This window comes from Flexivirga sp., assembly GCF_035551235.1.
Classification (GTDB): Bacteria; Actinomycetota; Actinomycetes; order Actinomycetales; family Dermatophilaceae; genus Flexivirga.
Window position 1 is genome coordinate 1 of the sequence record NZ_DASZNO010000038.1, and the last position, 13,165, is coordinate 13,165.

The 13,165-nt window shown below is 67.0% G+C and carries 14 protein-coding genes; 3 read left to right on the top strand and 11 right to left on the bottom strand.

The window, feature by feature from the left end; genetic code table 11:
- Window positions 1-12: 12 nt before the first annotated feature.
- Entirely contained in the window at window positions 13-1,155 is a 1,143-nt protein-coding gene (gene ispG / locus VG502_RS12815; protein WP_325550725.1) for a flavodoxin-dependent (E)-4-hydroxy-3-methylbut-2-enyl-diphosphate synthase, read from the bottom strand.
- Window positions 1,156-1,410: 255 nt separating this feature from the next.
- Between ispG and VG502_RS12820 the strand changes: the two genes are divergently transcribed.
- Window positions 1,411-2,859, top strand: coding sequence for a nucleobase:cation symporter-2 family protein (locus tag VG502_RS12820; protein ID WP_325550455.1), 1,449 nt, complete (start codon window positions 1,411-1,413; stop codon window positions 2,857-2,859).
- 19 nt (window positions 2,860-2,878) lie between these two features.
- Here the strand turns inward: VG502_RS12820 and VG502_RS12825 are convergent, their stop codons facing one another.
- Window positions 2,879-3,436 (bottom strand): GNAT family N-acetyltransferase, encoded by a 558-nt coding sequence (locus VG502_RS12825; RefSeq protein ID WP_325550456.1) that lies wholly within the window; start codon window positions 3,434-3,436, stop codon window positions 2,879-2,881.
- 52 nt (window positions 3,437-3,488) lie between these two features.
- Here VG502_RS12825 and VG502_RS12830 point away from each other — a divergent pair, with 52 nt between their 5' ends.
- Window positions 3,489-4,088, top strand: a complete 600-nt coding sequence (locus tag VG502_RS12830) for a TetR/AcrR family transcriptional regulator (protein WP_325550457.1) — start codon at window positions 3,489-3,491, stop codon at window positions 4,086-4,088.
- Between the two features lies 1 nt (window position 4,089).
- On the opposite strand, the gene VG502_RS12835 is transcribed toward VG502_RS12830, so the two are convergent.
- Together VG502_RS12835 and VG502_RS12840 are read right to left on the bottom strand one after the other, a co-directional pair.
- The gene (locus tag VG502_RS12835) at window positions 4,090-4,983 is read right to left on the bottom strand and encodes an alpha/beta fold hydrolase (RefSeq protein WP_325550458.1); all 894 of its coding nucleotides are present in this window, start codon (window positions 4,981-4,983) and stop codon (window positions 4,090-4,092) included.
- Between the two features lie 30 nt (window positions 4,984-5,013).
- Entirely contained in the window at window positions 5,014-5,736 is a 723-nt protein-coding gene (locus tag VG502_RS12840; protein ID WP_325550459.1) for a TetR/AcrR family transcriptional regulator, read from the bottom strand.
- Window positions 5,737-5,849: 113 nt separating this feature from the next.
- On the opposite strand from VG502_RS12840, the gene VG502_RS12845 reads away from it, so the two are divergent.
- A complete protein-coding gene (locus tag VG502_RS12845; RefSeq protein ID WP_325550460.1) occupies window positions 5,850-7,145 on the top strand; it encodes an HNH endonuclease signature motif containing protein in 1,296 nt (431 codons plus the stop codon).
- Between the two features lie 36 nt (window positions 7,146-7,181).
- Here the strand turns inward: VG502_RS12845 and VG502_RS12850 are convergent, their stop codons facing one another.
- From VG502_RS12850 to VG502_RS12880, 7 genes are all read right to left on the bottom strand, one after another.
- Complete coding sequence (locus VG502_RS12850; protein ID WP_325550461.1) at window positions 7,182-7,913, bottom strand: class I SAM-dependent DNA methyltransferase; 732 nt, start codon at window positions 7,911-7,913, stop codon at window positions 7,182-7,184.
- 68 nt (window positions 7,914-7,981) lie between these two features.
- Window positions 7,982-8,572: a mycothiol transferase gene (locus tag VG502_RS12855; protein WP_325550462.1), complete on the bottom strand. Its 591-nt coding sequence runs from the start codon at window positions 8,570-8,572 to the stop codon at window positions 7,982-7,984.
- A gap of 88 nt (window positions 8,573-8,660) precedes the next feature.
- Window positions 8,661-9,992 carry a M50 family metallopeptidase gene (locus VG502_RS12860; protein ID WP_325550463.1) on the bottom strand — a complete coding sequence of 444 codons (1,332 nt, stop codon included), beginning with the start codon at window positions 9,990-9,992 and terminating at the stop codon, window positions 8,661-8,663.
- Window positions 9,993-10,094: 102 nt separating this feature from the next.
- Window positions 10,095-11,318 (bottom strand): 1-deoxy-D-xylulose-5-phosphate reductoisomerase, encoded by a 1,224-nt coding sequence (gene dxr / locus VG502_RS12865; RefSeq protein ID WP_414655740.1) that lies wholly within the window; start codon window positions 11,316-11,318, stop codon window positions 10,095-10,097.
- Window positions 11,297-12,055 (bottom strand): hypothetical protein, encoded by a 759-nt coding sequence (locus tag VG502_RS12870; RefSeq protein ID WP_325550465.1) that lies wholly within the window; start codon window positions 12,053-12,055, stop codon window positions 11,297-11,299. Before VG502_RS12870 ends, dxr begins: the two co-directional genes overlap by 22 nt.
- A complete protein-coding gene (locus VG502_RS12875) occupies window positions 12,052-12,786 on the bottom strand; it encodes a WXG100 family type VII secretion target (RefSeq protein WP_325550466.1) in 735 nt (244 codons plus the stop codon). The genes VG502_RS12870 and VG502_RS12875 overlap by 4 nt, the downstream gene beginning before the upstream one ends.
- Complete coding sequence (locus VG502_RS12880) at window positions 12,783-13,070, bottom strand: hypothetical protein (protein ID WP_325550467.1); 288 nt, start codon at window positions 13,068-13,070, stop codon at window positions 12,783-12,785. Before VG502_RS12880 ends, VG502_RS12875 begins: the two co-directional genes overlap by 4 nt.
- Between the last annotated feature and the right edge of the window lie 95 nt (window positions 13,071-13,165).

Genomic DNA, 13,165 nt, shown 5'->3' on the forward strand with positions numbered 1-13,165 from the left:
CGAGGTGCGTGGTCAGCCGACGGTGACGCTGGGTGCCGCGGCGGCCTCGCCGTCGACGGGCTCACCCATCTCCTCGGCGATCCGCATCGCCTCCTCGATCAGGGTCTCCACGATCTGGCTCTCCGGGACCGTCTTGATGACCTCGCCCTTGACGAAGATCTGCCCCTTGCCGTTGCCGGAGGCGACGCCGAGGTCGGCCTCACGCGCCTCCCCGGGACCGTTGACGACGCAGCCCATCACGGCCACCCGCAGGGGCACCGTCATGCCCTCGAGCCCGGCGGTCACCTCGTCGGCCAGCTTGTAGACGTCGACCTGGGCGCGGCCACAGGACGGGCAGGAGACGATCTCGAGCTTGCGGGGCTTGAGGTTGAGCGACTGCAGGATCTGGTTGCCGACCTTGACCTCCTCGACGGGCGGGGCCGACAGGGAGACGCGGATGGTGTCCCCGATGCCCTTGGACAGCAGCGCGCCGAACGCGGTCGCCGACTTGATCGTGCCCTGGAACGCTGGGCCCGCCTCGGTCACGCCAAGGTGCAGCGGCCAGTCACCGCGCTCGGCCAGCAACTCGTAGGCGCGCACCATCACGACCGGGTCGTTGTGCTTGACCGAGATCTTGAAGTCGTGGAAGTCGTGCTCCTCGAAGAGGCTCGCCTCCCAGACCGCCGACTCGACGAGCGCTTCCGGGGTGGGCTTGCCGTACTTCTCCAGCAACCGCTTGTCGAGGGAGCCGGCATTGACGCCGATGCGCAGTGAGACGCCGGCGTCCTTGGCCGCCTGCGCGATCTGCTTGACCTGGTCGTCGAACTTGCGGATGTTGCCCGGGTTGACGCGTACCGCCGCGCAGCCGGCGTCGATCGCGGCGAAGACGTACTTCGGCTGGAAGTGGATGTCGGCGATGACCGGGATCTGCGACTTGCGCGCGATGGCCGGCAGCGCGTCGGCGTCGTCCTGGCTCGGGCAGGCGACGCGCACGATGTCGCAACCGGCCGCGGTCAACTCGGCGATCTGCTGCAGGGTGGCATTGATGTCGGTCGTCGGCGTCGTACACATCGACTGCACCGAGATCGGAGCGTCCCCTCCGACCTCGACCTTGCCGACCTTGATCTTGCGGGACTTGCGGCGGGGTGCGAGCACCGGCGCGGGCGCGCTCGGCATACCGAGAGAAACAGTCACACCCTCAGTATGACTCCCGGCATCCACTGCCCGAAATGTGGCCGATCCGCCTCGACGTCGCACGTGCGCGCCGACTACGTTCAACAAACTGTTGACGAGTGCTGTGACGCGTGCCACTCTTTCATGTGTCGAAATAGTTCTTCCGCATTGCGAGAAGGTGATCCGAGTGTTCCCTGAACCCGCCGACCCACCCGCCCAGCCATCCCTGAACCCACCCCACCGAACTCCACTCGAGGGATGAGCGCCGTGAAACTCCTACGACGCGAGGGCAACCCGATGCACCAGGGCCGACCCGAGGACACGATGTACGGTCCCGGTCGCCTGCTCATCTACGGAACCCAACACATCCTGACCATGTATGGCGGAGTGATCGCCCCACCCATCATCATCGGCGGAGCCGCGCACCTGAAGACGTCCGACGTCGCGCTGCTGGTCACCGCCGGCCTGTTCATCAGCGGCATCGCAACCCTGCTGCAGACGCTCGGCTTCGGACCGGTCGGCAGCCGCTTGCCGATCGTGCAAGGCGTCTCGTTCGCCAGCGTCTCGACCATGGTGTCGATCGCCAGCAAGGACGGCGTGCGGCCCGTGCTGGGCGCAATCATCGTGGCCGGACTGATCGGCGTCATCGCCTCGACCTGGTTCGCAAAGATCGTCCGGTTCTTCCCGGCGGTGGTGACCGGCTCGATCATCACGGTGATCGGCGCATCGCTGATGCCCACGGCCTTCACCTGGTGCATGGGTGGTGACCCGAAGTCGGCGGACTTCGGCTCCCCCACCAACATCGGCTACGCCGGACTCACACTGCTGATCATCGTGCTGATCAGCAGGCTCTTCCAGGGAGCCGTCTCACGCCTGTCGATCCTCATCGGCATGATCATCGGAACGATCGTCGCCGCGGCGACGGGACATGCCGACTTCTCCGGCGTGCAGGATGCCAAGCTCGTGGCACTCCCCCAGATCCTGCACTTCGGCTCCCCGACCTTCCAGGTCGGCGCGATCATCTCGATGACCATCGTGATCTTCGTGATCATGACCGAGACGACCGCCGACATCCTCGCCATCGGGGAGATCGTCGGCACCGAGGTGGACGACAAGCGCGTCGCCGCCGGCCTGCGCGCCGACATGGCGGCAACCACCGTGGCGCCGTTCTTCGGCAGCTTCCCGGCGAGCGCATTCGCCCAGAACGTCGGACTCGTCGCACTCACCGGCATCAAGAGCCGGTTCGCCGTCGCGGCCGGCGGTGGTGTGCTGGTCGTGCTCGGGCTGCTGCCGGTCGTCGGCGCGATCGTCGCAGGCATCCCGTCGCCTGTCCTCGGCGGCGCGGGGATCATCCTCTTCGGCTCGGTCACGGCCAGCGGCATACGCACCCTGGCGCGGGTCGACTTCGAGAACGGCCTCAACCTCGTCATCATCTCGGTGACCTTCGGCTTCGGCGTCATACCGATCGCGATGCCGACCTTCTGGGACAGGTTCCCGGACTGGTTCGGCGTGATCATGGACTCCGGCATCAGTGCCGCTGCGATCAGCGCGGTGACGCTCAACCTCTTCTTCAACGAGTGGAAGTGGGGCAACAGGCCGGGTGCTTCGGTCTTCGCCGAGCGGGACAACCGCGTCGAGCGCTTCGGCGACCGACTCGAGGACGACATCCGACGGTCCGAGAAGATCTCCCGCACAGCCGTCGACTAGCTCGGCCGGCATCGGGCCGTCACGCGGACGCGCGGGCGGCCCGATGCTCGTCGGCAAGGATCGCCCAGATCTGCTTGTCGTGATGTATGCCGCCGTTCAGCCAGGCCTGCCGCAGGGTTGCCTCGTGCGTCATACCGAGTCGTCGGGCGGTGGCGGCGCTGCGTACGTTGTCGGCGCGACAGCGCCATTCGATGCGGTGCAGCCCGCGTTGGGTGAAGGCCCAATCCAGCATGACCCGCCCGGCGGTGGTGATCAGTCCGCGCCCTTCGCCGGCGGGTTCCAGCCAGCACCCCAGCTCGGCGGTCCCACCTGCCGCGTTGAAGTCGACGAACATCAGGCCACCGACGAGAGTGCCCTCGGCCCAGATGCCGACGAGGCGCGCCTCATCCCGTGCCGTCGCTTCGGCATACCGGACCAAGGTGGCGCGAGCTTCGTCGACGGTCTCGGTGACGAACGACGGGCCGACCCAGGGACGGATGTGCTCCCGCGCGCGATCGAGGTGGGCGGCGAATTCGTCGGCATACCAGGGCTCCAGCGTGCGCAGGTGGACTCCGTCCGCGAGTGGGTGGGTGAACATGGCCGCTCCGATCGTTTGCATAACGTTTGTTGTGCAAACTAGCATTCCGCCCATGGCCAGGCCAAAGGGAAATCACGAGGAGCGCCGCGGCGACGTCGCCGAAGCCGTGTGGCAGGTGCTGGCGAGCGACGGCTTCAACGGGCTGACCATCCGGGCGATCGCCCACCGGCTGCAGGCCACCACCGGTGTCGTGACGCACTACTTCCGGTCGAAGCGGGAGATCGTGAGTTACGCACTCGACCTGCTCGAGAAGCGGTCGGCGAGTCGACTGCGCACGCCGGCAGCGGAGGGGCTTGCCGCCCTGCGGTCCGCGGCGATGGACATGCTGCCGCTGGACGCCGACTCGACGACCGCCAACCGCGTCTGGATCTCGTCGTGGGACCACGCACTCGCCGATGCGCAGTTCCAGCGCGACCACGCCCGACGGTACGCCGACGGCGTCGAGCACCTGGCGCAACTCATCCGCGTCGCGCAGGGACGCGGCGAATTGGTTGCCGGTGATGCGCAGGCGATGGCGACCGAGGTGCACTCGTTCGCGCTCGGGCTGATCGTGCAGGCCGTCCTGGACCCGGCGGAATATCCGGCAGATCGCCAGATCGCACTGCTCGACGGTTACCTGGGACGACTGGCACGAACGTCCGAAATCCGTTGACTCAGTGGGTTTTTCGCTGCACCAGGCCTCGGATGAATTCGGTCACCTCATCCGGTTTCTCCTCGGCCATGAAATGGCCGGCGTCGATCGGCTCGTAGGTCGCGGCTGGCGCCCACTTCTTCCACAGGTCGAGGGCGTTGAAGCCCAACTGGGCGCCCCAGTCCTGCGACAGAACACCGACCGGCATCGCCAGTTGTGCTCCCGCCGCCCGGTCGGCGCGATCCATCTCCAGGTCGATGCCGGCGGTGGCCCGGTAGTCGGCGACGATCGACGGCACCGCTGCGACGGAGCTGTCGACATAGTGCTGACGGACATCCGGCTCGAACGTCGTGCCACTCGGGTCCCAGGCGTCCAGGAACGATGCGAAGAAGTCGGCCGCGACCGCCTCGATCATCCTCTCCGGCAAGCCTTTCGGCTGCGCCATCAGGTAGAGATGCCAGGCGACCTTGGCGTCCACGCCGTGCAACACGTCCCACGTGTCCAGAGTCGGCAGGACGTCCAGGATGCCCAGGTGTGACACCGCGTCGGGGTGGTCGAGCGCGGCTCGCGTGCCGACCAGCGCACCGCGGTCATGGCCGATCAGGGCGAACTGCTCGGCGCCGAGTTCCCTTGCCACAGAGACGATGTCGCGTGCCATGGTCCGTTTGGAGTATGTCGAGGCATCCGCTTCCACCGGCTTGTCGCTCGCGCCATACCCACGCAGGTCGGGGACGATCACCAGGTGATCGTCGGCCAGCCGGGGCGCGACCTGCCGCCACATGAGGTGCGTCTGGGGAAAGCCGTGCAGCAGCACGATCGGCTGCCCCGAACCGCCGATGGCGACGTTGAGGGTCACGTTGTCGTGTCCCGGAATGCGGCGGTAGTCGAAGCCGTCGATGATGGATCGCGCGTTCATGGGGCCTTTCGATGGTGGATGGATGTGCGGTCAGGCGAAGATCGCGCGGGGCGGCTCGGTCCGGTCGGCCGCGCTGGCTCGGAGCGACGGGATGAGCACGTCGTCGACGAGCCTGGCGAGGTAGTCGGCGCCGGTCGCCAGTCCGTTGAGGCGGCGCAGGAGAAGGACGGAGCCGGCGACTTCCTCGTAGGCGAACGGACGGGTTCCCTTCGGGAGCTCACCGCGCGAAATCGCCGCTGTCAGAACGCATTCCGGAAGTTTGGCGCCCGTCGGACCGGCCGCTTCCTCGATATGGCGGCACAGCTCGGGGTCCTCGAGGCCGGCCTGCAACAGCATCAGGCTCATCGCTCCGTCGGACGCGCGCAAGGTCGCGTCGAGCCGTTCGCAGAGCGCCAGGAGATCGCCGCGCAGCGATCCGGTGTCTATCTCGTCGGTAGGTGTCGCAGACGAAGGACCAGCCTTGATCGCGGCGACGACCATGTCCCGCTTGGTGTTCCAACGGCGGTAGAGCGTCGCTTTGGAGGCGCCGGCCCGGCGCGCGACCCCTTCGAACGTCAGGGCGTCATACCCCACCTCGGCGAGGAGGTTGAGAACCGTCTGCAGGATCGCGGCTTCCCGCTCCGCATCGCGCGGACGGCCCTGCGTGGTTGCGTCAGAGGTATTTCGAAACGGCACGTTTCGTATCGTAATGACTTTCTGCGGGACTTTCAACGTGTCGGCGAGCCGGGTGCGGCGTGCTCCCGCGATATCCACATCCCCGGCCCTCGACGCTCTTCGTCCACACGACGCGACGAGGGCGATGCTAGGCGGTGCGGAACGGCATTAGCTTCGCTGTCATCGATGACCGACGAATGGTGGTGTGAGGCATGGGCTTTGATGACGATGATCCCCTCGCACAGGTGCGCGCCTGCGTGGCGACACTGGACGAGCTGCTCGAGTGCATCGACGAATTCAGCGAGAGCGAGCTGGCCGACGCGATGGTCACCCTGCTGCGCCTGCACAGCCGCAGTGAGCAGCTGGCGACCCTTGTTGCACGCCGCGCCCGCGAGCGCGGCGATGTGAAAGCGTCGGACGCGGCCAATACGACGCAGTGGGTGGCCAACTGCGCGAATACCGCGGCGGTGCCGTTGGACGTGCGCGACGCGCACACCATCGCCTCCGTCGCAGATGCCTGCCAGGGCGAGAATGCCCGCGTGGTCACCGAAGCACTCCGTGTCGGCAGCTGCACCCCGGCGGTCGCGAAGACCGCGCTGCAGGAGGCAGCAAAGGTCGCACCGGTGGTGCCCGAAGCCGACCGCGACCAGGTCCTCGGCTGGTTCCTCGATCTCGACCCCGCATCCGGTGCCGCTGGGCGCCGGTTGCTGACCCGGCAGATCCTCGCGATGTACGCCCCGGACGAGCTCGACAAGTCCGACGCCACGCTGGAGCGCACCGAGTCACTGTCCTGGTGGACCACTGAGACCGGCATGACCCGACTCACTGCGGAGCTGGCTCCGGTCAATGCCGCGATCGTCAAGGAAGCCGTCATGGCCCTGTCTGCGCCGCGGACCGGACGCGATGCCGACGGTCGCATCTCCACGGACGCGCCGAGCGACGGCAGCCAGGACGAGCGAACACCCGGCAAGCGCCGCGTCGACGCGCTGGTGACCCTCGTGAGTTCCGCAGCGCGCTTGAGGGACGTCGACGCCGCCGGGCTCGGATCTGCCGCGCGCGTGACGGTGACGATGCCGCTGGACACACTGACGGCCGGCCTCGACTCCGCCACGACATCCACCGGCGACCTCCTCGACCCGGGAGCCGCACGGCGGCTCGCCTGTGATGCCGACATCATGCCGGCAGTCCTGGGCACGGAGAGTGAACCACTCGACGTCGGGCGAACCAAACGCCTTGTGCCCAAAGGGCTTCGTACTGCCGTGACGCTCCGGGACAATGGTTGCACGTTCCCCGGCTGTGACCGACCGCCACAATTCTGCGAGGTGCACCACATCGTGCCGTGGTCAGCCGGCGGGGTCACAAGCCTGCTCAACTCCGCCATGCTGTGCACGACGCATCATCAGAAGGTGCACCGGTCCGGATACACGGCAGTCGCCACTGCCGCGCGTGTCGAGTGGGATCTCACGGCGGCGCGTACGACCGGCAGCCGGAGCAGCGACGCCGCGTGAGTCTTCCCGCGGTTGGCGAGGGTGGGTCCGCTGTGCTCACTCCGTCTTGTGCCATACCGAGACGTGGGACTCGCTCTCGCCGGTGAACTCACTGCCGTCCCAGTCCGCGACGCGCTTCTCGAGCGTCATACCGGCGAGTTGCGCCATCAGATCACACTCGGCGGGCCAGACGTATCGAAAGTTGCTGGCGCCATAGCGAACGGTGCCGTCTGCTTGTCGGGTGTAGTGATGCGAGGTGCCTTGCTGCGTCGCCAGGTCATAGGTGTCGAAGCCGAGATGACGCTCGCCGACGTGGAACGGGACTGCCGTCTGCCCCGGAGGCATCCGGCGAATCCCCGGGATCCATAGTTCGATGACGAAGTGACCACCCGGCACGAGATGACGTGCGGCGTTGCGGAAGACCGCTACCTGTTCGGCCTGGGTGCGTACATTGCCCAGACCGTTCCAGACCAGGTAGACGAGTGAAAACTCACCGGCCACGACTGTTGTGGCCATGTCGCCGACAGTTACCAGCAGGTTGGGTGCCTTGGCATGCAGCTGATCGACCATCGGCTGCGACAACTCGATGCCGCTGACGCTGATCCCCTTGTCGATCAACGGGATAGCGACGCGACCGGTGCCGATCGCGAACTCCAGGGCTGCACCGGTGCCGGCGAGCCCGGCCAGGAAATCCACCGCGGGCGTGAGCACCTCCGGGGCGAACATGAACGACGACTCCGCGTCATACCGCTCCGCCGCTTCGACATCCCACAGATCGCTGCTCGACATGTCACGAGCGTGCCGCAGCGATCGACCCGCCCGCCAGCGAATTTGACGCTCTGCGGAAGGCTCGCCGGTCAGGCTGCGCCGATCGTCCCTGGCGCCGGCACGTAGGGCTGGAAGAACTGCGACGCCGGCATCCCCTCGATGCTCATCACGAGTGCGGGGATCGCCATACCGTCCAACTGCTCGCGAATGATGTCGGCATGCCCGGCGTGCCGCGCGAACTCCTCGAGGAAATGCACGATGTCGTAGCGCCTCTTGACCGGTGCCGATTGCATGATTCCGTGCCACGGCGCAGGCGGTGCCATGGCATCCGCGTCCGGATCCGTGTGCGCCAGCGCTGCACGCAATTCCGCCCGCGCGGAGTCGAATTCGGCCAGCACATCGGAGACCTTCTCGTCGCTACCGACTTCCAGGCTCTGGAGGTAAGCGGCAAATGCCGTGTCGTCCAGCTCCGAGAACGAACCCGAAAGCTGAGCGACGTAGCCCCGCATACCGTATGCAGCGTGCTTGAGCAGCGCCGCGAGCGAGAGGGAGCTTGCGCAGGGCGTCGACTTCGCCTGCTCCTCCGTCAGTCCGTGGACCGACGCGCGCAACGCATCCAGTTGCTGATCGATGTAGTGGGTCAGGCCGGTGATCTCGTCGTGCGAGGTCGGTGCATACATCCGTCGCTCCTCATCAAGCGCTCGTCCATTGACGACAACACTCTGCTGCGGGCTGCGGACAGGGTCAGTCCGCAACCTGCTCGCAGGCTCACCCGAGTTTCACCGGATTGACGATGTCGGCATACGCCAGTAGGGCGAACATCACCAGAAGCACGATCGATACGCCATACGCGAGCGGCAACGCCTTCGCGACATCGACGTAGACGGGACCGGCGATCCCACGCGCGCGGGCGATCCGACGCTTGACCGCCTCCCACAGAGCGCCTGCGATGTGACCTCCGTCGAGTGGCAGTAGCGGCACCATGTTGAAGACGAAGAGCGCCATGTTCAGCGAAGCGAGGATCATCAGCAGCACGACAACCTTGTCCTTCGTGCTGGCGAACTTCGACTCGGTCACGTCACCTGCAGTGCGGCCTACACCGACGACGGACTGCGGGCTGTACTGATCGCGGGTGCCACCGCTGAATGCGGCGTTCCACACGCCGACCATCTTCTGCGGGATCTTCACGAAAACCGATGAGGTCTTCTTCAGCGCATCGCCGAAGGTGCCGATCGCTGCCGGAAGCGACTGCCGCTCGTCACGGTAGGTGCCGCCGATCGACGCGCCGATGATCCCGACGTCCTCGTACTCGACCTCGCCCTTCCAGTTGACGACCTGCGTTCCATTGCTGTCCTGCTTGGGCATGCGCTGCAGCTTCGGTTTCACCTGCAGCGTGACGTTCTTGCCGTCGCGCTGGACCACCAGCGGAAGCTGCTTGCCCGGGTGGGAACGCACGATGTCGGTGAAGTTGATGGTCGAGGTGATCTTGGTGCCGTCGATCGAAACGATCCGGTCACCGGGCTCCACGCCGGCCGCTGCCGCGGCGGTGCGTCCGGCTGCGTCACAATCGGTCACTGTCTTGCCGGCGGCTGTCGGCGAGCACGACTGCACTGCCGCGATGCTGGCGGTCTGCTGCACGGGCAGTCCGATCCCGCTGGCGATGATGATCAGCAGGACCAGCGCGATGACGAGATTCATGAAGGGGCCGCCGAACATGATGACGACCTTCTTCCAGGTCGGCAGCTTGTAGAAGACCCGGTCGGCGTCGCGCGGTGCGATGTGCTCGTAGGCGTCCTCCCGCATCTGGTCGGCCAGCTGGCTGAATCGGCCGGTCGACGACGAGCGGATCAGCCCGTCCTTCTCCCCCGGACGCGGAGGGAACATGCCGATCATCCGGATGTAGCCGCCGAGCGGGATCGCCTTGACGCCATACTCCGTCTCGCCGCGACGGCGCGACCAGATCGTCGGACCGAAGCCGACCATGTACTGGGTGACCTTGACGCCGAAGAGTTTCGCGGGTGTGAGGTGACCGATCTCGTGCAGGGCGATGGAGACACCGACGCCGAGCAGCAGAATGATCACACCGAGCAGGAACAACACGCCTACCAGCGTCTCATGGGGACGCCCTCCTTCGTCGGGTGTCCCATTCGACCCGTGCTTGTTCGCTCGCTGCGCTCGCGGTATGGGTGGCTGCGATCGCGCTCAGCGCCGAACGAGGATCTCCTGTGCATGCGCGCGTGCCCACGTCTCCGCGGCGAGGACATCGTCGACGGTGAGCTCGCCGGCGGACGGTGCGTGCTCGTCGACGACACGCTGCACCGTCTCGATGATGTCGGTGAAATGGATCCGACCGTCGTGGAACGCCCCGACGCACTCCTCATTGGCTGCGTTGTAGACCGCCGGGTAGGTCGAGCCGGCCATACCGACCTGTCTCGCCAGTTGCACGGCGGGGAACGCTCCGTCGTCGAGCGGCTCGAACCGCCAGTCCGCCGCCTTCGTCCAATCGATCGGCGTCTCCGCATCGGGGACTCGATCGGGCCACCCCAGCCCGAGCGCGATCGGCACGAGCATCGTGGGCAACCCGATCTGCGCGACCACCGCCCCGTCGACGAACTCGACCATCGAGTGGATGAACTGCTGCGGGTGCACGACGACATCGATGCGGTCGAACGGCACGTCGAACAGCAGGTGCGCCTCGATGACCTCGAGCCCCTTGTTGACCAGCGTTGCCGAGTTGGTGGTGATGACCTTGCCCATGGCGAAATTCGGGTGCGCCAGTGCCTGCTGCGGTGACACCTGCTTCAACTCGTCGAACGGCATCCCACGGAACGGGCCACCGCTCGCCGTCACGACCAGACGTCGTACTTCCCGCTCGCTTCCCGCGCGCAGGCTCTGCGCGATGGCGGAGTGCTCGCTGTCCACGGGCACGATCTGCCCCGGCCGGGCAGCCCGCTTCACGATCGAACCGCCGACGATGAGGGATTCCTTGTTCGCCAGCGCGAGTGTCGAGCCGGTCTCCAGCGCAGCCAACGTCGGGCGGAGCCCGATCGAACCGGTGATGCCGTTCAGGACGACGTCGGCGCCAGACCGTGCGACCTCTTCCGAAGCGTTCCCACCGATCACGATCTCGGGCCGGTAGTCACGCACACCGGCGCGCCGAGCTTCGTCGTCCAGCACGTCGCGGAACTCCGCCTCCTCCCCCGCGGCGAGCCCCACCAGACCGACGCGCGCCTGCACCGCCTGCTGCGCGATGAGCCGAGGCTGGCCACCGCCTGCGCTGAGCGCGGTCACCCGGAAACGGTCCGGGTTGCGCGAAACGATGTTCATCGCCTGGGTGCCGATGGACCCCGTCGACCCCAGGATTGCTACGGAACGCTGGGCAGGGGAGGCTGCAGGATTGTCGGTCACGCTCTCATTAAATGCCATTCATCAGTTCTCGCATCCTCTCCCCGTGCTCCGAGCAACTCCTCCAGGATGTAGTCACCGACCCCAGTGGCCCGCGCCGGCCGCATCTCGATCAGCCGGTCCCCTGCTTCCTGGGGCACCAGCAGCCGTCGACTCGCCCAGCTGCCGGCAGTGCCCAGCAGGATCCCGAGGAGGACCTGGTCATGATCCGGGTCCCGCGTAGCTCGCCATACGGTGGCATCGAACTGTGCGACGCCCTCGCCCCAGAGGTCTTGTGCCAGGTCTCCCGCGGTGAAGGACGCCACCGTCAGGGTCACCGGATCGCCGTGACCGTCCGCCACGCCGTCGACCGTGCAGAACGCGTCGACCTCGTCCGGCAACTTCTCCGGCTCGGTCAGGCGGAACTCGTGTATGCCGTCATCGGTGACGTCCTCGATCACCACGACGTCACTGCCAAGATGGTGATAGCGCAACACTCCGACCTCGGCGGTCGCCTTGCTGATCAACAACGCCGATCGTGCGGACGCCCGCACCTGCAGCATCGTCACGACGGACTCCGGCAGTTCCATCCCCGCCCCGCCGTTCACCGCGACGGCACCATGTGCGCACAGCGACCGGTAGGCGACCTGCACCGCCACTTGGCGTTGTACCTCGTCGAGGCTGCTCAGGTATGGCGCATCGACCACCGGATGGTGGGCGCTGAACAGCAACAACTCCTCGTCGGTGAACCGCACCAGCAAGGGCGCGAGCCGCCTCATGCCCCGACCTTCACCGGTTGGACCAGCGTTCGGCCCGAGCCATCACCGGATCCGTTCAGTCCCGGCCGTCTCCAGGGAAGCTGCGCTGCGCCCGGTGCCTGCTCGACAGGCGCCGGCACCGGCCGCGGCCCGCTCAACGGCGGCGGCCGCAGCGGCCAGTCCGGCGGCCACTCCCCCGGCGCACGCTCCGGCCCGCTCAGCGGTGGCGGCTCGAACGGCCAATCACCCGGCGCACGTCGCGGCCCGCTCAACGGCGGGGCCGCAAGGGGCCAGTCGCCGCCCCAGCCCGCAGGCGGGCGGATGGGCCCGACCCATCGCGGTGGGGCCACGGGCCTACGCAGCAACAGGCGCTTCAGATCCGACTCGACGTGCATCGACTGCTGCTCAAATCGCTGACGCAGCAACGTGATCCGGTCTTCGATGGCCGTCCGCTCCGCGGATGGTCCCTCCGGCAGACGTCTCGCGTGCGCCTGTGCATCAGCGAGGTCGTGCCCGAACGTGCTCGCGAGCGATCCGAGCCGCTCGACCGCTGCGCGCGCCCCCTGCAGCGTGCCTCGGTGCGCGTGCGCGATCGCGCCGAATGACACCGCGGCTGCTCCGGACCAGCGAGCCGCGGTGCTGTCAGCAGCCCCGCCGAGTGCCTTCTCCTGCCCGTGCAGCTCGAGAGCGAGCGCATTGCACCGTTGGCCCGCACGCAGCAACATGGCGGGATCGCCGTCCGGTGGTCTCACGACTGTTCCACCAGCGCGACCCGAACCAGCCATTCGGTCCGTCGATAAGCCCCCGCGGCGGTGTCGAGATGCGCCGAGAGCGTCTCGGTCTGCTCGCGCACGAACTCGATGGCTTGCGGCAGCACCCCACCTGCGACGCAGGTGTTACCGCCTTCGACTCCGAGTCCGCGCTGCACATCGTCGACGATCGCTCGGGCGAGCAGTGTCGCACCGTCATCGTGAGCAGCCCGCAGCAGCGCGGCTGCCGTCTCCAGCGAGCCCGGATTCACCGTGAGCTGGCCCATCGCCGACTCCCTTCCTCGTCCTCACAGCGAGGTTAGGAGCCGACGACGGTCAGCCGCAGAAGTTATCCACAGGGCTCCGCCCGTGGCAGAACCTC